This window comes from Deefgea salmonis, from assembly GCF_020531905.1.
Classification (GTDB): domain Bacteria; phylum Pseudomonadota; class Gammaproteobacteria; order Burkholderiales; family Chitinibacteraceae; genus Deefgea; species Deefgea salmonis.
In genome coordinates this window covers 272274-290948 of record NZ_JAJAWG010000003.1, presented here as the reverse complement: position 1 = coordinate 290948, position 18675 = coordinate 272274, and the positions used below count along the sequence as shown (strand labels likewise).

Annotated in this window: 13 protein-coding genes and 1 pseudogene; 7 read left to right on the top strand and 7 right to left on the bottom strand. The window is 50.0% G+C overall.

Going from position 1 to position 18675, the window contains the following annotated elements; translation table 11 throughout:
* Window positions 1-67 precede the first annotated feature (67 nt).
* From hscB to LG219_RS07595, 7 genes are all read right to left on the bottom strand, one after another.
* Complete coding sequence (hscB, locus tag LG219_RS07625; protein WP_226763922.1) at window positions 68-598, bottom strand: Fe-S protein assembly co-chaperone HscB; 531 nt, start codon at window positions 596-598, stop codon at window positions 68-70.
* Between the two features lie 148 nt (window positions 599-746).
* Window positions 747-1070 carry an iron-sulfur cluster assembly protein IscA gene (iscA, locus tag LG219_RS07620; protein WP_226763921.1) on the bottom strand — a complete coding sequence of 108 codons (324 nt, stop codon included), beginning with the start codon at window positions 1068-1070 and terminating at the stop codon, window positions 747-749.
* Between the two features lie 71 nt (window positions 1071-1141).
* Window positions 1142-1522: a Fe-S cluster assembly scaffold IscU gene (iscU, locus tag LG219_RS07615; protein WP_226763920.1), complete on the bottom strand. Its 381-nt coding sequence runs from the start codon at window positions 1520-1522 to the stop codon at window positions 1142-1144.
* Between the two features lie 192 nt (window positions 1523-1714).
* Window positions 1715-2929, bottom strand: a complete 1215-nt coding sequence (locus LG219_RS07610) for an IscS subfamily cysteine desulfurase (protein ID WP_226763919.1) — start codon at window positions 2927-2929, stop codon at window positions 1715-1717.
* A gap of 56 nt (window positions 2930-2985) precedes the next feature.
* Window positions 2986-3462 (bottom strand): Fe-S cluster assembly transcriptional regulator IscR, encoded by a 477-nt coding sequence (gene iscR / locus LG219_RS07605; RefSeq protein WP_226763918.1) that lies wholly within the window; start codon window positions 3460-3462, stop codon window positions 2986-2988.
* Between the two features lie 200 nt (window positions 3463-3662).
* Window positions 3663-4421 (bottom strand): serine O-acetyltransferase, encoded by a 759-nt coding sequence (gene cysE / locus LG219_RS07600; protein ID WP_226763917.1) that lies wholly within the window; start codon window positions 4419-4421, stop codon window positions 3663-3665.
* Between the two features lie 390 nt (window positions 4422-4811).
* Window positions 4812-6440, bottom strand: coding sequence for an alpha-glucosidase (locus LG219_RS07595; RefSeq protein ID WP_226763916.1), 1629 nt, complete (start codon window positions 6438-6440; stop codon window positions 4812-4814).
* A 190-nt stretch (window positions 6441-6630) separates the two neighbouring features.
* Between LG219_RS07595 and glgB the strand changes: the two are divergent.
* The 7 genes and pseudogenes from glgB to LG219_RS07560 all read left to right on the top strand — a co-directional run.
* A pseudogene (glgB, locus tag LG219_RS07590) lies at window positions 6631-8799 on the top strand (1,4-alpha-glucan branching protein GlgB); the annotation flags it as partial.
* Complete coding sequence (gene glgX, locus LG219_RS07585; RefSeq protein WP_226763915.1) at window positions 8793-10838, top strand: glycogen debranching protein GlgX; 2046 nt, start codon at window positions 8793-8795, stop codon at window positions 10836-10838. The pseudogene glgB and the gene glgX, both read left to right, overlap by 7 nt.
* 10 nt (window positions 10839-10848) lie before the next feature.
* A complete protein-coding gene (locus LG219_RS07580) occupies window positions 10849-12489 on the top strand; it encodes an alpha-D-glucose phosphate-specific phosphoglucomutase (protein ID WP_226763914.1) in 1641 nt (546 codons plus the stop codon).
* A 91-nt stretch (window positions 12490-12580) separates the two neighbouring features.
* Entirely contained in the window at window positions 12581-13855 is a 1275-nt protein-coding gene (gene glgC, locus LG219_RS07575) for a glucose-1-phosphate adenylyltransferase (protein WP_226763913.1), read from the top strand.
* 140 nt (window positions 13856-13995) lie between these two features.
* The gene (gene glgA, locus LG219_RS07570) at window positions 13996-15429 is read left to right on the top strand and encodes a glycogen synthase GlgA (protein WP_226763912.1); all 1434 of its coding nucleotides are present in this window, start codon (window positions 13996-13998) and stop codon (window positions 15427-15429) included.
* A 62-nt stretch (window positions 15430-15491) separates the two neighbouring features.
* Window positions 15492-17945, top strand: a complete 2454-nt coding sequence (gene glgP, locus LG219_RS07565; RefSeq protein ID WP_226763911.1) for a glycogen/starch/alpha-glucan family phosphorylase — start codon at window positions 15492-15494, stop codon at window positions 17943-17945.
* A gap of 123 nt (window positions 17946-18068) precedes the next feature.
* Window positions 18069-18617 carry an NUDIX domain-containing protein gene (locus tag LG219_RS07560; protein ID WP_226763910.1) on the top strand — a complete coding sequence of 183 codons (549 nt, stop codon included), beginning with the start codon at window positions 18069-18071 and terminating at the stop codon, window positions 18615-18617.
* The last annotated feature ends 58 nt before the right edge of the window (window positions 18618-18675 follow it).

Sequence of the window (18675 nt, the reverse complement as noted above, 5' to 3'; positions counted from 1 at the left end):
TCGTACGTAAGCCATTCCTCCGATTTCGCTACGCTCTATCGGAGCTACGATACTGCTCGCCTAGCGATTAATACAAAATCGCTTCAATCGCATCGCCAATCTCTTGGTCGAGCTTTTCCATAAAGCGTAATTTTCTCACGCTCAGCGCAGCGTGGATATAGTCTTTTTGCCCATCGATTTGCATGGCCAATTTGTCTTCAAGGGCTTGCATTTCGGCGCGCATCTCGCTGGCTAGGTTTTCCAGCGCGCTTAGGTTTTGGCTGGCTTTAGCCTCCGCAATGCTTTCGCGCCATTCCATTTGCGCCATCAAAAAATCCATCGGCATCGCGGTATTGGTTTCTTCTTGGGTATCGATGTCGGCCAATTTGAGTAAATAGCGCGCTCGAGCCAGACCTGATTTCAAGGTTTGATAGGCTTCATTGATGTGCGTGGTCGCTTGTAAGCTTTGGCGGCGCTCCGCATCGCTGGCCGTCGCAAATCGATCAGGATGAAACTGAGCCACCGCTTCGCGATAGCGGGTATCGAGCAGTTTGGCATCAATCGCAAAGGCGACGGGCAGATCAAACAGGGCGAAATGGGATTGATTGAAGTTGATCATGGGGATGGGGTGAGTGGGGAATAGGGAATAGCAAAAACATACTTTTTTGCTGACACATTGATATTAAAAAGGACGGGAGAGAGTTCTAAGTCGACAGTACAAATACTGATCATTCCCCATTCTCCAGTCCCCATTCACTGTACTTCGCTTACACACCAAAGCTTTCGCCACAGCCGCATTCGTTTTTAACGTTGGGATTATTAAATTTAAACCCTTCGTTCAGTCCTTCCTTGGTGTAATCCAATTCAGTGCCGTCTAGATAAGCGAGTGATTTGGCATCGGTATAAATTTTGGCGCCATGGCTTTCAAAGACCAAATCGGTATCGCTTGCAGCGTCAACAAATTCGAGCTTGTACGCCATGCCTGAACAGCCCGAGGTTTTGACTGCCAGACGAATGCCAAGGCCTTTACCGCGTTTTTTAATAAAGTTTGCGACGTGATTTGCAGCCGCTTCGCTCAATGTCAGTGCCATGTCTGCTCCATGTAGGGAGTGAGGAGTTGTGATTGGGGAGTGGTTGTTACTCCCCAATCCTTACTCTCAACTCACAGATGTTTTTGCTTGTAATCTTCAACCGCTGCTTTAATCGCGTCTTCTGCCAAGATTGAGCAGTGAATTTTAACCGGTGGTAAAGCCAGTTCTTCAGCGATATGGGTGTTTTTAATCGCCAAGGCTTGATCTAGCGTTTTGCCTTTAACCCATTCAGTCACCAGCGACGACGATGCAATGGCTGAGCCACAGCCGTAGGTTTTGAATTTTGCGTCTTCAATCAGGCCATCGGCACCGACTTTGATCTGCAATTTCATCACATCGCCACACGCAGGCGCGCCGACCATACCGGTACCGACGGTGTCGTCACCTTTTTCAAAAGCGCCCACATTGCGTGGATTTTCGTAATGATCGAGTACTTGTTCGCTATATGCCATTTTCTTCTCCTGACGGAGAGGGATTGGGGATTGGGAATTGGGGATTGCTCAAGCCTGTTGGCTTCTTGCTTCAAATCCCTGACGCCCGATCTTTGATCCCACTCTTGAACTTAATTCTTGGATTCAATTGGAAAGGACAGGAAAGGTATGCAATGAATGCGCTTGACCATTCCCTAATCCCTATTCTCTGTGTTAATGCGCCGCCCATTCGATGGTACTGATATCGATGCCTTCTTTATACATATCCCACAATGGCGACAAGGCACGCAGCTTGTCGATCTTGCCCTTGATCAATTCAATCGCAAAGTCGATTTCAGCTTCAGTGGTAAAGCGGCCAATGGTGAAACGAATCGAGCTGTGTGCCAATTCGTCCGAGCGGCCCAAGGCGCGCAAGACGTACGATGGCTCTAGCGAAGCAGAAGTACAGGCCGAGCCGGATGATACTGCCAAATCTTTGAGCGCCATAATCAGCGATTCGCCTTCGACATAATTGAAACTCACGTTCAAGTTATGCGGAACACGTTGCGCCATATCGCCGTTTAAATGCGTTTCTTCGATTTCCTTGAGGCCATTCCACAAACGATCACGCAGTGCGCCGATGCGTTTATTTTCTTCAGCCATGTCTTCCCGGGCAATGCGGAACGCTTCACCCATGCCGACGATTTGATGCGTTGCTAAGGTGCCTGAACGGAAACCACGCTCATGGCCGCCACCGTGCATTTGCGCTTCTAGGCGAATGCGCGGTTTACGGCGTACATACAGTGCACCCATGCCTTTCGGGCCGTAGGTTTTATGTGCTGAAAAACTCATCAAATCGACTTTTAAGCTCGACAAATCAAGGTCGATTTTGCCGGTGGCTTGGGCGCTATCAACATGAAAAACGATGCCACGTTCGCGGCAGATTTCACCGATCGCTGCAATGTCTTGAATCACGCCGATTTCGTTATTGACTGACATCACCGAAATCAAAATCGTATCAGGGCGGATCGCGGCTTTGAGCGCTTCTAAATCGAGTAGACCATTGTCTTGCACATCGAGGTAAGTCGCTTCAAAACCTTCGCGCTCAAGTTCACGCACGGTGTCTAGCGTGGCTTTGTGCTCGGTTTTTACTGTGATGATGTGTTGACCCTTGGCTTTATAAAAGTGCGCCGCACCTTTGAGTGCCAAGTTAATTGATTCTGTCGCACCCGAAGTCCAAACGATTTCTTTGGGGTCGCAATTAACCAAAGCCGCTACTTGTTCCCGCGCTTCTTCGACAGCCGCTTCAGCTTCCCAGCCAAAGGGATGCGAGCGACTTGCTGGGTTGCCAAACATTTCGGTTAGATAAGGAATCATCTTGGCCGCAACGCGTGGATCAACTGGCGTTGTCGCCGAGTAATCAAGATAGATCGGATGTGACAGATTCATAGGTCTTGCTCCAATTTCAAAATCGATGGGGTTGGCCCCGTGTAGTCATTTGCCGCTCAGTGGCTAGCGGTATTGCTGGCGCGCTTGTCTTGTAAAACACCGGTTTTATCACTGCAGCGCTTTAATTTATTGTTTTGTTTATCGATTAAATCACCCAAGGTAATCCCAGATAAATAATCAAAAATGGTGCTGCTTAAATCGCTCCACAAATCGTGGGTCATACAGCGGCCTTCGTCACGACAGTTTTCTTTGCCGCCGCATTGCGTAGCGTCGATCGGCTCGTCCACCGCCTGAATGATTTCGGCGACATTGATTTTGGCTGCGGGCCGAGCAAGGCAATAACCGCCGCCTGGGCCGCGCACGCTTTCAACCAATTCGCGGCGACGTAATTTACCGAATAATTGTTCTAAATAAGACAGTGAGATATGTTGCCGCTCGCTAATTCCAGCAAGCGTAACGGGACCACCGGCTTGGCGTAGTGCCAGATCAAGCATCGCGGTAACGGCGAAGCGGCCTTTGGTGGTCAAGCGCATGAGGTTTCTCTGCTGATTTATCTTGTTTTGATGGTATCAAATCCCGACTATTTTAGTCAAGTAAAAGCCCGACTAAATTAGTCGGGATTAAGCTTGACTTTCGAGGGCGTATTATTGCTCGGCGACAGGCCTTTGATTTCACTTAAAAAATGCGATTTGGCGGCGTTTTTGCGCACAATCCGAACCACCTAATCGGTATTTTAATCGACGATTTCATTCAGATGTTTGGGGTCAAATTGATCTACGCTGGCTCTTTCTTGGCTGCAGTCTACGCCGAGTTGTTCTAAGCGCTGTAGCACCATTTCTAGGCGTTGATCGGTGGTGACCGAATGATCCAGTAGCGCATGAATCGCTTTCACCATCGGATCATTCATATCACTGCCCACACCGTAAGCTGAAAAGCCCAATTGCTCGGCTTTTTCGGCGCGTTGTTGATCGAGCGATTTGTCGACCATGCGCGCTAAATTGGCCACCATCGTCGCGCCCGCTGGCACGTCTTTAATCACCACCGCATTGGGGCCGATTTTGGCATCGTCGCCGATGTCAATCGGGCCAATGATTTTAGCGCCAGCGCCAATCACCACGCCTTTACCGAGCGTCGGGTGGCGCTTACCGGGTTTGGATGCCAGCCCTAAGCCGCCCAAAGTAATTCCGTGGTAGAGCGAGCAATCGTCGCCAATGATGGCGTGCTCGCCAATCACCATACCCATGCCATGATCGATAAAGACCCGACGGCCAATGGTTGCGCCCGGATGGATCTCGATGCCAGTCAAAAAACGCGAAGTGTGCGAGATGATACGCCCAAGCAGTTTCCAATCGCGACGCCATAAGTTATTGGCGATTAAATGCAAAGTGAGCGCATGAAATCCCGGGTAACACGTAATCACTTCGAGTGTTGAACGGGCAGCAGGATCGCGGTCAAAAACCACGCGGATATTTTCACGCAAACGCTCAAGCATGGGATTGATTTCAATGGGAGCTGAAAAGCTGACTATTTTACTCGGTTTTATACCCTACAGCGAGTGCTCTACAGCCCTTATTGCCAATCGCTGTCGATTGTTGCTTTGTTGAGTAGGGCACGGCTGGATGCGGGATTGAGTTTTTAATGCGGCACGGCTTGAGCTTGGTGACTTGAGATTGAGCGACATTGAATGAAGTAGCAGTGTGACTTGTGATTTGGAGTTGGATGAATCCGTAATCTGTGTATTTTCGATGGTATATGCCGCTAGCTATTATTTAATGGCAGCTACCAGCATATACACATACTTTGTAGCTTCAGTGCTGATTTGGTGTGGATGGTTTTAAGTGCGAGTGGCACTGCATCAACACCAAATCGGCAAACGATCGTCTTATTCAACTTTGCCGAAATAACCGCCCCAAGCTTGTAGCACAATCTGCTGCTTGACGATGGCGCCGCCCATTAAACCGTGGCCATCCATGGTGGCGATGTTTTGCCATTGTTTGGGCAGTTTGATGCGGTGCTCGTCCTTGCTGAGGTTAAACGCGATTAACATTTTTTCGCCATTGCCGCTGCGCTCAAACAGCAAAATCGGTTCAGGCGCGGCCAAAAAGGTGATGTCGCCGAGTACTAATAATCGATTTTTCCGTCGCCAAGCGAAAAACCGCCGAGTGAAGTTTAATATCGAGTCACGCGGTTTATCTTGCACATTAACACTGAGTGCTTGCTGCTCTGACGAGATCGGCAACCACGGCGTGGTGCCGCTAAAGCCAGCAAAAGGCGCGTCTATTTGCCACGGCATGGGCGTGCGGCAACCATCGCGGCCTTTAAATTCGGGCCAGAATGTTTTGCCATATGGGTCTTGCAATAATTCAAATGGGATGTCGGCCTCGGGTAGACCCAGCTCGTCGCCTTGATATAAGCACACCGAACCACGCAAGCTGCCTTGCAAGGCAATCATTAGCTTAGAAAAGGGCGCGCCGCCGCGGCCTTTGCCCCAGCGCGTGGCAACGCGGGGTACATCGTGATTGCCCAGCGACCAACACGTCCAGCCGGGGTTGGCCAGTGCGGCAAATTGGCTTTCCATGATTTCTACGCGCTGGCGAATATGCGCGGCACTAAAGGTTTCGGTGAGTAAATCAAAGCTATACGCTTGATGGAATTTGTCACCGCCCTCGGTATATTCAGCAATGCGTTTCGGTGAATCATCGTCGCCAATTTCACCAATGCTGGTGGCGCGATAGCGATTGAGTCGTTTACGGATTTTTTTTAAAAAGGCCAAATTTTCGGGCTGCGATTTATCGTATAAATGCTGCTGCATGCCATAAGGATTGCTCGCCGCAACGCTGGTGGTGTCGGCGACCAGCGCCGGTGGATTGTTGCGCAATAGCGCATCATGAAAATGAAAAATACACGCATCAAATCGAAAGCCATCTACGCCGCGTAGCAACCAAAATTCCAGCTCAGCGAGCAGCGCTTTTTGCACCGCTTTGCAATGGAAATTTAAATCCGGCTGGCTGCTTAAAAAATTGTGCAAATAATATTGGCAGCGGCGCGCATCCCATTGCCAAGCGCTGCCACCAAACACCGACAACCAATTATTCGGCGGCGTGCCGTCCGGTTGTGGATCAGCCCAAACATACCAATCGGCTTTGGCATTGTTTCGTGAACTGCGGCTCTCAATAAACCATTCGTGCTGATCAGACGTATGCGATAGCACTTGGTCGATGATGATTTTGAGTTTGGCTTTGTGCGCTGCTTGAATCAGCGCATCAAAATCGGTCAAGTCGCCAAACAGCGGGTCGACCGCACAATAATCGCTGACATCGTAGCCAAAATCGGCCATTGGCGATTTAAAAAATGGCGAAATCCACAAGGCATTAACATTAAGCGATTGCAAATAAGGTAAACGCTGCAAAATACCGCGCAAATCACCAACTCCGTCATTATTGCTATCCATAAAGCTGCGTGGGTAGATTTGATAAATGACTGCACCGCGCCACCAATCGGACTTTTTCATGGTTGATATTCCTTACTGTGTGTCGGCAATATAGAACGCCGCTTCATTTCGTCTTGCGTAAGTTCATTGCAAACACATAAGATCGATAAGCCCTGCTAACTCAGCAGTTAGTCTTAGGTTTGACTATAAACAATCATTGCGCAAGCTACCGCCGATCGAGGTTTCGATGATTTCAGTTGATTTAGCCCGCGTTGCCGCCGTTTGTTCTGGTCAGGAAGCGGACCCATTTTCTTTCTTGGGTATGCATATCGTTGACAACACAGTGCAAGTGCGAGCCTGGCTACCTACGGCGAGGCACTGTAGTTTAATTGAAAGCAAAACCGGTAAAAAGCTAGCGGATTTTGATTGTATCGATGAGCGTGGTTTTTTTGCCGTGGTGGTGCCACGCCGGGTGCATTGCTTTGCGTATCAATTACGCGTGCAATGGCAAGATAAGACCGTTGATATTGACGATCCATACCGCTTTGCGCCGATTTTGGGTGAGATGGATTTATGGTTATTGGCCGAAGGCAATCAATTACGTCCTTACGAGCGATTGGGAACGCATTGTTGTACTCAAGACGGCGTTGCTGGCGTGAGTTTTGCGGTGTGGGCCCCCAACGCGCGGCGGGTGGCGGTGGTTGGCGATTTTAATTGCTGGGATGGTCGGCGCCATGCCATGCGCTTACGCAAAGAATGCGGCGTATGGGAGATTTTCTTGCCGCAGGTGGAAGTCGGCCAAGCCTACAAATATCAAATTATCGATCAACAAGGTCAGGTTGAATGTAAGGCCGACCCGTATGCTTTTTCGGCGGAATTACGCCCAGCTACAGCGTCGCGAGTGGCGCAATTACCGGCATGGATTGAAGGTACGGCAAGCCGCAAGGCGGCCAATGCACTCAACGCTCCGATCTCGATTTATGAAGTGCATTTGGGCTCTTGGCGGCGACGCCCTGAAGACAACAATCGCTGGCTGACTTATCGCGAATTGGCAACCGAATTACTCGCCTATGTGCTCGATATGGGCTTTACCCATATTGAACTATTGCCGATTAGCGAGCATCCATTTGATGGTTCATGGGGGTATCAGCCGCTAGGTCTTTATGCGCCAACCTCCCGATATGGTACCCCTGATGATTTTCGCTTTATGGTGGCCACATTCCAAGCCGCTGGCATTGGGGTGATTTTAGATTGGGTGCCGGGGCATTTTCCGGCGGATCGGCATGGTTTGGCGCAATTTGATGGCACGCCTTTGTACGAGCACAGCGATCCGCGTGAGGGCTTTCATCCCGATTGGAATACGCTGATTTACAATTTTGGCCGCAATGAAGTACGTAATTTCTTGATTGGCAATGCGCTGTATTGGCTGGAACGCTATGGCATTGATGGGCTGCGGGTGGATGCGGTGGCCTCAATGCTGTACCGCGATTATTCGCGCAAAGACGGTGAATGGATTCCCAATCAATTTGGTGGCCGAGAAAACCTTGAAGCGATTGATTTTATCCGCCGGATGAATGAAGTCGTTGGCGTTGAGCGGCCATCAGCCGTGACTTTGGCCGAGGAATCAACGTCATTTCCTGCGGTATCGCGCCCGCCAGCGATGGGCGGTTTGGGTTTTCATTACAAATGGAATATGGGTTGGATGAACGACACGCTGTCGTACATGCAAGAAGACCCAATTAACCGTCAATATCATCACCACAAAATGACTTTTGGCTTGGTGTACGCTTTTTCAGAAAATTTTGTATTGCCTTTATCGCACGACGAAGTGGTGCATGGTAAGGGCTCGCTATTGAGCAAAATGCCCGGGGATGATTGGCAAAAATTTGCCAATTTGCGCGCGTATTACGCCTTTATGTGGGGCCATCCGGGCAAAAAATTACTGTTTATGGGCTGCGAGCTGGCGCAAGTGGCCGAGTGGCAACACGAAACCAGTTTGGATTGGCATTTACTCGACGCCGAACACGGCCATCATCGGGGTGTGCAGCAATTGGTGAAGGATTTAAACCACACTTACCGCCAGCAAGCCGCGCTGTATCAGCTCGATTTTGCACCGCGCGGCTTTGAGTGGATTGCGCATGATGAGGGCGAACAGTCGATTTTTAGTTTTATTCGCCACGGCGACGTGGCCGATGAATTTGTGGTGGTGGTGAGTAATTTCACGCCAGTGCCCAGACATGGTTATCGTCTTGGCGTGCCCAAGGCGGGTTTTTACCAAGAAATACTCAATAGCGATTCCTATTTTTATGGTGGCAGTAATCTGGGGAATGTTCTGCTCTTAAGTGAGGGTATTTCAGCGCATGGCAGAGTAGATTCTATCTGCATGACGATACCCCCATTAGCAACGCTGTATTTACGCTGGAGTGAAACTGCATGCTAAGCAAAGGAACCCCTTATCCTTTGGGGGCGACATTTGATGGTGACGGGGTGAATTTTGCGCTTTTTAGCGAAAACGCCAGCGCCGTGACCTTGTGCTTGTTCGATCACAGTGGGCAAGTTGTAAGCGCCAGCTTGCCCGTTGCCCATTGTAGTCATGGTATTTGGCACGGCTATTTACCCGATGCCCAGCCGGGACTTATTTATGGCTATCGGGTGAGTGGTCCTTATCGTCCGGCAGAAGGGCAGTATTTTAATCCGCATAAAATCGTACTCGATCCGTATGCCAAAGCAGTGGTTGGCCAGTGGTGTGATAGCGCCTTGCACTTTGGGTATCAGGCTGCCAAGCCCGAATTAGCCAGTGTTGATGACAATACTGCCGTGGCATTAAAAGGGCGGGTGATCCACGAAGCTTATGATTGGGAAGGGGATGAGGCGCCCAATACCGATTGGTCAAAAACAGTGATTTACGAAGCGCATGTGCGCGGCTTAACGCAATTGCACCCAGAGATTCCGGCCGAGATTCGCGGCTCATACGCGGGCATTGGCCATCCGGTGATGCTGGCGCATTTTAAAAAACTTGGCATTAGCGCCATTGAATTGCTGCCGGTGCATTGTCATTTGGATGAGCCGCGCTTAATGCAGCTCGAGTTGCAAAATTACTGGGGTTATAACAGCATTAATTTTTTTAGCCCTGAAGCCAGTTATTGGTCGCACCGCGCTGGCACTACGCCCTTGTCAGAATTTCGCGATATGGTCAAAGCCTTGCATTTAGCCGGTGTCGAAGTGATTTTGGACGTGGTGTTTAACCATACTGCCGAGCAAGATCATCGCGGACCAACGCTGTCATTTCGCGGCATTGATAACGCCAATTACTACGTGCTCAATCCCAACAACGCCGCACATTATGAGAACTGGAGCGGTTGCGGCAATGTGCTCAATGTCTCGCATCCTCGGGTGTTGCAATTGGTGATGGATAGCTTGCGTTATTGGGTGAACGAATGCCATGTCGATGGCTTTCGTTTTGATTTAGCGCCGATTATGGGGCGATTGGAGGGGCAATTTACCAGCAACGCGCCATTTTTTGCCGCCATCGCGCAAGATCCGCAGCTATCGACGGTGAAAATGATTGCCGAACCTTGGGATATTGGCGCGGGCGGTTATCAAGTCGGGCATTTTCCGCAAACTTGGACCGAATGGAACGATCAATATCGGGATGTCATGCGTAAATTTTGGCTGCATGACGGGGTGAATCGCGCTTTATTTACGCGGCGGTTTGCGGCCTCAAGCGATATTTTTCATAAACAACGCCGTAGTCCTAAATCGTCGCTTAATTTTGTTACGGCGCACGACGGCTTTAATTTGCGCGACTTGGTGTCGTATAACCACAAGCATAATTTGGCTAATAAAGAACATAATCGCGATGGACATAGCCACAATTACAGTTGGAATTGTGGCTTGGAAGGGGCAAGCGAAGATCCGGGGATTTTGCTCCTCAGGATGCGGGCGACCAAGGCGATTTTAGCCACTTTATTACTCAGCCAAGGCACGCCGATGTTGCTTGCTGGGGATGAAATTGGCCACACTCAGCAAGGCAATAACAATGCGTATTGTCAAAATAACGCGATTTCTTGGTTAAATTGGTCGCAAGCTGATCACAAACTGACCGATTATGTCGCCGAACTGATTAAAATTCGTCGAGAATGCGCGGTGTTGCAAAACAGCCGTTGGTGGACGGGTCAGCCCGACGAAGATGAGATTCAAGATGTGGTGTGGCTCAATCCATCGGGCCAACCATTGCAAGCGCACGACTGGGAAGACGCTGCAGGGCGCGCGTTGATGGTGTGTTTAGCCAAAAATCTATTGGTGTTGATGAATGCTTCTGCGCATCAGATTCATTTTCATTTGCCTGCTGGGATTTGGGCCATACGCTTAGCCAGCACGGGCGACCCACAGTCAGACTTTAGTGGCAAAGACTGCCGCGTTGCGGCGCGCAGCGTCACGATTTTACAAAGAGATTTAAGCCGTAATCAAGGCGATTAAAGAGGATCGAATGGGTGTTTTAACCGTAGCAAGCCAGCCTTATGCTGGTCAACGTCCTGGTACTTCAGGTTTACGCAAAAAAGTAACGGTGTTTGAGCAAGCGCATTACCTAGAAAACTTCGTGCAAGCGATTTTTGATGTGGTGCCCGAATTAAACGGCGCGACGCTGGTGCTGGGCGGCGATGGTCGTTTTTATAACCGCGTCGCGGTGCAGACCATCTTAAAAATGGCCGCCGCCAATGGCGTTGCCAAGGTGCTGGTTGGCCAAGCAGGGCTGCTCTCAACACCAGCGGTGAGCTGCCTCATTCGCAAATACGCAGCGGTGGGTGGCATTGTTTTATCGGCTTCGCACAATCCAGGCGGGCCCGATGGTGATTTCGGCATTAAATACAACGTCAGTAACGGCGGGCCAGCGCCGGAAAAAATCACCGAAGCGATTTATTTCCGCACGACAACGATCAATGAATACAAGACGTATACCGCGCCAGACCTTGATATTGATGTCATCGGTGAATATACCCTTGGCAATATGCAGGTGGTGGTGCTCGACTCGGTTGCCGATTACGCCGAACTGATGGCTGATTTGTTTGATTTTGCCGCGATTCGCGCTTGGTTTGCTGCTGGCCATCAGATGCGATTTGACGCGATGTCCGCCGCGTCTGGTCCGTATGCCAAGCGCATTCTTGAGGATTTACTCGGCGCGCCACAAGGCACGGTGGTCAATGGTATTCCGCTTCCCGATTTTGGCGGTTTACATCCCGACCCCAATCCAGTGTATGCCGATGATTTGGTGGCGCATTTGTTTGGCGAGCGCGGCAGCATCGTGCCGGATTTTGGCGCGGCCAGTGATGGCGATGCCGATCGCAATATGATTCTAGGCCGGCATTTTATTGTCACCCCATCCGATAGTTTGGCGGTAATGGCGGCCAATGCCGAGAAAATCAAGGGCTATGTGCGCGGTCTTGCTGGCGTGGCCCGCTCAATGCCGACGTCGTGCGCCGTGGATGCGGTGGCCAAAAAGCGCGGTATTGCCTGCTTTGAAACGCCAACCGGTTGGAAGTTTTTTGGCAATTTGCTTGATGCTGGCCAAGTCACTTTGTGCGGCGAAGAAAGCTATGGCACGGGCTCGGACCATGTGCGCGAAAAAGACGGCGTGTGGGCCGTGCTGTTTTGGCTCAATTTACTCGCCGTGACCGATTTGTCGGTTGAAACCATTGTGCAGCAGCATTGGCAAGAATATGGCCGGCATTTTTATTCGCGGCATGATTACGAAGCGCTCGATACGGCGGCGGCCAATGACTTGATGGCGCATTTACGCTGTCAGTTACCGACGTTGGCGGGGCAAATCCTCGGTGAATTCACGGTGCAACTGGCTGATGATTTTGCCTATGACGACCCGATTGATGGTTCAAGCAGCGAGCAGCAAGGCATTCGCGTGGTGATGACCGATGGCAGCCGTGTGGTGTTTCGCTTGTCGGGCACCGGCACGGATGGCGCAACGCTGCGCGTTTACCTCGAAAAATTCGTCGCCGATGCCGCTGGGCATGCCGTGCCAACGCAAACGGCTTTGGCTGGATTAATTGCCATTGCTGAGCAATTGGCGCAAATCGAACAACGCACTGGCCGCGAAGTGGCCACCGTTGTGACTTAAATAGATTCGTTTTACGGACTGATTTTTAAGTGCCTGCGGCACGGCCGGCACTTAAAACGTCGCAGCGCCTAAATCACACGGAGCAAGACCCATGGAAATGCAATTGATAGATAAAGCCACTTTAGCGCGTCAATTACCTAGCCGTGCGGTGGCGCTGGTGTTGGCGGGCGGGCGCGGTTCTCGGCTCAAGCAATTGACCGATCATCGCGCCAAGCCTGGGGTTCATTTTGGCGGTAAGTTTCGCATTATTGATTTTGCTTTATCCAATTGCATTAATTCGGGCGTGCGCCGAATTGGGGTGATTACACAATATAAATCGCATTCTTTAATGCGTCATTTACAGCGCGGCTGGTCTTTTTTACGCAATGAAATGAATGAATTTGTTGATGTGCTGCCCGCGCAGCAGCGGGTTGACGAAGCGCATTGGTATCGCGGCACCGCCGATGCGATTTATCAAAATTTAGATATTTTGCGCACCTATCGCTCCGAATACGTGGTGATTTTGGCGGGTGATCACATTTATAAAATGGATTACTCACGGATGCTGGTGGACCACGTATTGCTTGGCGCCGAAGTCACTGTCGCTTGCATTGAAGTGCCGCGTGCCGAAGCGAGCGCATTTGGCGTGATGGCCGTCGATGAATCGCGAAAAATCATCGATTTTATCGAAAAACCCGAATCGCCACCCGCCATGCCGGGCAATGACAATGTCTCTTTGGCCTCAATGGGGGTGTATATCTTTAATACCCGTTATTTAGAGCGTTTACTTGAAGAAGATATTGTTCTGGCCGGTTCTAGCCATGATTTTGGCAAAGATTTAATTCCCAAAAGTGTTTTAGAAGGCAAGGCGTTTGCGCATCCGTTTAGTTTGTCGTGCGTGATGACCGAGTCCAGCGGCGAGCCGTATTGGCGCGACGTGGGGACGGTGGACGCGTATTGGGCGGCTAACTTAGATTTGGCCTCCGTCACGCCTGAACTCGATGTGTATGACACCAATTGGCCGATCTGGACGCTACAAGAGCAATTGCCGCCTGCCAAGTTTGTGCAAGATCGTAATGGCAGCCACGGCATGACGCTTAATTCTTTGGTCTCGGGCGGTTGTATTGTTTCGGGCTCGCTGGTGATTAATTCGGTGCTGTTTTCGCAAGTGCGAATTCATTCATTTTGCACCGTGGATTCCACGGTGATTTTGCCGCAAGTGGTGATCGGCCGAGGCTCGCGCATTCGGCGCTGCATCATTGACCGTGCGTGTGAAATCCCCGAAAACACCATCATTGGTGAAAACGCCGAAGACGACGAACGCCGCTTTCACCGCACCGAAACCGGCGTTGTTTTGGTGACGCGGGATATGCTGGATAAGTTGTAGGGAATGGGGGATGGGGAGTAGGGAATGGGGAATGGGGAATGGGGAATGAAGTATTTTTCCAAATCCCCAATCCCCAATCCCCAATCCCCAATTCCAGTCCTTCAAGCGCCAACGATTAACTTTCGACAAGGTTTTAAATAATGCGAGTGCTTCATGTTTGTGCCGAAATGTTTCCATTACTCAAAACCGGTGGCTTGGCGGATGTTTCGGGGGCGCTGCCATTGGCTTTGGCGCCTTTGGCCTGCGATGTTCGGGTGTTATTGCCGGGTTTTCCCTCGATTTTGGCGGGTTTAACGGCGATGAGCGATGTGGCCACGTTTGAAGCATTGGCCGGCACGGTCACGTTAAAATTTGGGCGCACGCCAGATGAGATTGGCGTGTATGTCATCGACGCACCGCATTTATACGCTCGAGGCGGTAATCCGTATCAAGATGGTAACCATCATCCCTATGCCGATAATCATCTGCGTTTTGCGCTGCTGGCTTGGGTGGCAACGCGCATTGCTGAGGGGGTTGACACCTATTGGCGACCAGCCATTGTGCACGCGCATGATTGGCATGCTGGTTTAGTGCCAGCGTATTTGGCTGCAGCAGGACGCCCAGCGACGAGCGTGTTTACGATTCATAATCTGGCGTATCAGGGAATTTTCCCCGCCGATCATTTTGCGCAGCTTGAGTTACCCGCGCATTTTTTTGCATTAAATGGCTTGGAATTTCATGGGCAAATCTCGTTTATGAAAGCGGGCATTTATTACGCCGACCGAATCACGACGGTGTCGCCAACGTATGCCCAAGAAATGACCACGCCAGAGCAAGGCTGTGGCTTAGATGGCTTATTGCGCGCACGGCAAGACGTGTTGTCTGGCATTTTAAATGGCGTGGATGAGGCGGTTTGGCATCCGGCCAATGATGCCTTGATTGCCGCGAACTATAGCGCGGATAAATTAGCCGGCAAAGCCAAGTGCAAAGCGGCATTACAAGTGGTAATGGGTTTAGAGCATGCCACGGAAAAACCGCTGTTTGCCGTTGTCAGCCGTTTAACAGAGCAAAAAGGTTTGCACTTGGTGCTGGCGGCACTCAATGAAATCACCGATCGCGGCGGGCAGTTTGTGTTGCTGGGTAGCGGCGACGCGGCAATGGAAGCGGCTTTTGTCGCCGCTGCCGCCGAAAATCCGCTGCAAGTAGCGGTCAAAATCGGTTACGACGAAGCACTTTCGCATCAAATTATGGCCGGTAGCGATGTGATCATGGTGCCAAGTCGCTTTGAGCCGTGTGGTTTAACGCAGCTTTACGGTTTGAAATACGGTGCGCTGCCCTTAGTGCGCCGAGTGGGGGGCTTGGCCGACACGGTGATGGATTGCTCTTTAGAAAATTTACAAGACGGTATTGCCACCGGCGCGGTATTTAATGCGTTCTCCAAAGAAGAACTCACCCAGGGTATTCGCCGCATCTTTGCCTTGTGGGCCAGGCCGAAAGACTGGAAAGCCGTGCGGCAAGAAGCCATGTGCACCGACTTTGGCTGGCATAGTGCCGCCTTGCAATACCACGATTTGTATCGCAGCTTAGGCGCTTAATTGTTCGTTCAAAACCGATGGCGCGTGGTTTTTGCCATTGCTTTCGTTTGGGGGTATTGCTGATGAATTTGCCTTTCCAGTATGACTCGGCGGCTTTGTATGATGCCGAACTGATGAAAAAAGCCATTGCCAATAAATTAATGTATTCCATCGGCAAAGATCCGCGCGCCGCCCAGCCCAAAGATTGGATGGAGGCAACGTTTTTAGCGGTGCGCGATCAAATGGTCGAGCGCTGGATGGAAACCACCCGAGCGCAGTACTCGCAAGACTTAAAGCGGGTGTATTACTTATCGATGGAGTTTTTGATTGGCCGCGCCTTATCCAATGCCTTATTGGCGCTGGATATGGAAGACGTGGTGCGTACTGCGCTCGATGAAATGGGTGTTGATTACGATGAGTTAGTGGGTTTAGAGCCCGATGCGGCGTTGGGCAATGGCGGCTTAGGGCGTTTGGCAGCGTGTTTTTTGGATTCGATGGCGACCTTGGGTATTCCGGGCATGGGCTACGGCATACGCTATCAATTTGGCATGTTTAAGCAGCGCATTATTGAAGGCCGCCAAGTTGAAGTGCCCGATACTTGGTTGGGATCGGTCAATATTGTTGATTTTCCGCGCGATGAAGTGTGTTACCGCGTGCGTTTTGGCGGTCGATTGGAGCAAGAAGGCAGCAGTGTGCGCTGGCTCGATAGCCAGCACGATGTTTTGGCGGTGGCGCACGATATTATTATTCCTGGATTTGCCACTAAATCGACCAATACCTTGCGGCTGTGGACGGCGCGCTCGACGCGTGAAATTAATTTATCTAAGTTTAATCAGGGCGATTATTTCTCGGCAGTAGAAGAAAAAAATCTCTCTGAAAACGTATCTCGAGTGTTATATCCTGATGATTCCACTTTAGTCGGTAAAGAATTGCGTTTACGGCAAGAGTATTTTTTTGTTGCTGCCAGTTTGCAAGATATTATTCATCGCTATTTAAGTACTCATGAAAATTTGGATCATTTGGCCGATAAAGTCGCGATTCATTTAAATGACACTCATCCGGTGTTGGCGATTCCGGAATTAATGCGCTTATTAATCGACGAATATCATTATGAATGGCGAGAAGCTTGGGCCATTACCGGTAAAGTATTTAGCTATACCAATCATACTTTGATGTCTGAAGCATTAGAGACTTGGGAAGTCAATATGCTGGGGCGCTTATTGCCACGACATTTAAAAATTATTTTTGATTTAAATGAAGCTTTTTTAAAAGAAGTGGCATTAATTATTCCCAATGATTTTGATTTTTTACGCCGCGTGTCTTTAATTGATGAGCAGGGCGAACGAAAAGTCAGAATGGCGTATTTGGCGGTGATTGCTAGCCATCAAGTGAATGGCGTGTCGGCGCTGCATTCGGCGTTGATGGTGGAATCAATTTTTGCTGATTTTGCCCGTTTATATCCCGATCGATTTACCAATGTCACCAATGGCGTAACGCCGCGCCGTTGGTTGGCTTTGGCCAATCCGGATTTATCGCGTTTAATTGATAAAACCATCGGCCAAACTTGGCGGGTTAATTTAAATGAATTAGTTGAACTTAAAACGCACGCTGATTTTCCATTGTTTGTTGCTGAGTTTCGCGCGGCTAAATTAGCCAATAAAAAACGCTTAGCCATGTATGTGGCGCGTACTTTAGGCGGCGTGATTAATCCAAATGCTTTGTTTGATGTGCAAGTCAAACGAATTCATGAATACAAACGCCAGTTGCTTAATGTATTACACGTAATTACGCGATATAACCAAATTTTGGCCGAGCCCGATAAAAAATGGCAACCACGCGTGGTGATTTTTGCCGGTAAAGCCGCGTCGGCCTACCATATGGCCAAATTGATTATTCAATTGATTAATGATGTCGGCATTAAGATCAATAATGACGAACGAATTGGCGATCGATTAAAGGTGGTGTTTTTACCCAATTACAGCGTGAGTTTGGCCGAAATGATTATTCCGGCGGCTGATTTATCCGAGCAAATCTCCACCGCCGGCACCGAAGCCTCGGGTACCGGCAATATGAAATTTGCCCTCAATGGCGCATTAACCATTGGCACTTTGGATGGGGCTAATGTGGAAATGCAAGAGGCCATCGGTGGCGATAATCTATTTATCTTTGGCCATACCAGCGAAGAAGTCAGCGCATTACGCCGCGATGGTTACAATCCGCGCAGCATTTATGAAAACAATAAAGCGCTACGCGATACGCTCAATATGTTGGCGTCGGGCTTTTTTAGCCCGACTGAGCCAGAGCGTTATCGGGTGATTTTTGATACCTTGGTCAATTGGGGCGATCATTACCAATTATTGGCCGATTTTGAAGCCTATGTTGCCATGCAGGCCAAAGTCGATGCGCTATTTGCCAAGCCCGATCTTTGGGCGCGAAAAGCGATTTTAAATGTGGCGGCAATGGGGTATTTTTCATCGGATCGAACAATTAAAGAATACGCCGATCGCATTTGGCATACCCAAGCGGTGAAACTTTAAGCAATTAGTAGGCGTCATCAATGGTATGGCGCGGCAACGCAGCCTGCAGACTGTTGCGGAATGACTGACAAAACGGGTTAAACTGGGCGGCCGCAAGGTCGCCTTTTTTTATGGATCCATATCATGTCAGTAGATCGCCATTTAATCGAAGAAACGCTCTCTAGCCAGCCCTTATTTAAAGGCAAATTGCTCAATGCTTTTTGCGATACCGTGCGTTTACCCGACGGCAGCACCGCAACGCGTGAATACATCAAGCATCCGGGCGCGGTGATGGTGATTCCACAGTTGGCCGATGGCCGATTATTGCTTGAGCGGCAATTTCGTTATCCATTAGATCGGGTATTTATTGAGTTTCCTGCCGGCAAACTCGATGCTGGCGAAGATCCTTTGGCTTGCGCGCAGCGCGAATTATTAGAAGAAACCGGCTATAGCGCCGCGTCTTGGGAATATCTGGGGGTGATTCACCCGATTATTTCGTATACCGACGAAGAAATTAAATTGTATTTGGCGCGAGACTTAACCGCCGGTGAGCGCCAACTCGATGACGGTGAATTTTTAGAAAGCATTACGATGAGTATGTCTGAGCTGGTCGCTGGCGTGCTCGATGGCCGCATTACCGATGCCAAAACCATTGCTGGCGTATTTTGGGCGCAGCAAAAAGGCTTGGTCTAGGCTCTGTCGACGTTTTGCCGCCGATTTAACAAGTACGGCCATTGGGCGCGCTCGCTTG

Coding starts and splice junctions, on each gene's coding strand:
- LG219_RS07595 (WP_226763916.1), bottom strand. CDS start 6,440: ATGAAAAAGTCCGATTGGTGGCGCGGTGCAGTCATTTATCAAATCTAC.
- iscA (WP_226763921.1), bottom strand. CDS start 1,070: ATGGCACTGACATTGAGCGAAGCGGCTGCAAATCACGTCGCAAACTTT.
- cysE (WP_226763917.1), bottom strand. CDS start 4,421: ATGCTTGAGCGTTTGCGTGAAAATATCCGCGTGGTTTTTGACCGCGAT.
- LG219_RS07610 (WP_226763919.1), bottom strand. CDS start 2,929: ATGAATCTGTCACATCCGATCTATCTTGATTACTCGGCGACAACGCCA.
- glgX (WP_226763915.1), top strand. CDS start 8,793: ATGCTAAGCAAAGGAACCCCTTATCCTTTGGGGGCGACATTTGATGGT.
- LG219_RS07560 (WP_226763910.1), top strand. CDS start 18,069: ATGTCAGTAGATCGCCATTTAATCGAAGAAACGCTCTCTAGCCAGCCC.
- LG219_RS07580 (WP_226763914.1), top strand. CDS start 10,849: ATGGGTGTTTTAACCGTAGCAAGCCAGCCTTATGCTGGTCAACGTCCT.
- glgA (WP_226763912.1), top strand. CDS start 13,996: ATGCGAGTGCTTCATGTTTGTGCCGAAATGTTTCCATTACTCAAAACC.
- iscR (WP_226763918.1), bottom strand. CDS start 3,462: ATGCGCTTGACCACCAAAGGCCGCTTCGCCGTTACCGCGATGCTTGAT.
- iscU (WP_226763920.1), bottom strand. CDS start 1,522: ATGGCATATAGCGAACAAGTACTCGATCATTACGAAAATCCACGCAAT.
- hscB (WP_226763922.1), bottom strand. CDS start 598: ATGATCAACTTCAATCAATCCCATTTCGCCCTGTTTGATCTGCCCGTC.
- glgC (WP_226763913.1), top strand. CDS start 12,581: ATGGAAATGCAATTGATAGATAAAGCCACTTTAGCGCGTCAATTACCT.
- glgP (WP_226763911.1), top strand. CDS start 15,492: ATGAATTTGCCTTTCCAGTATGACTCGGCGGCTTTGTATGATGCCGAA.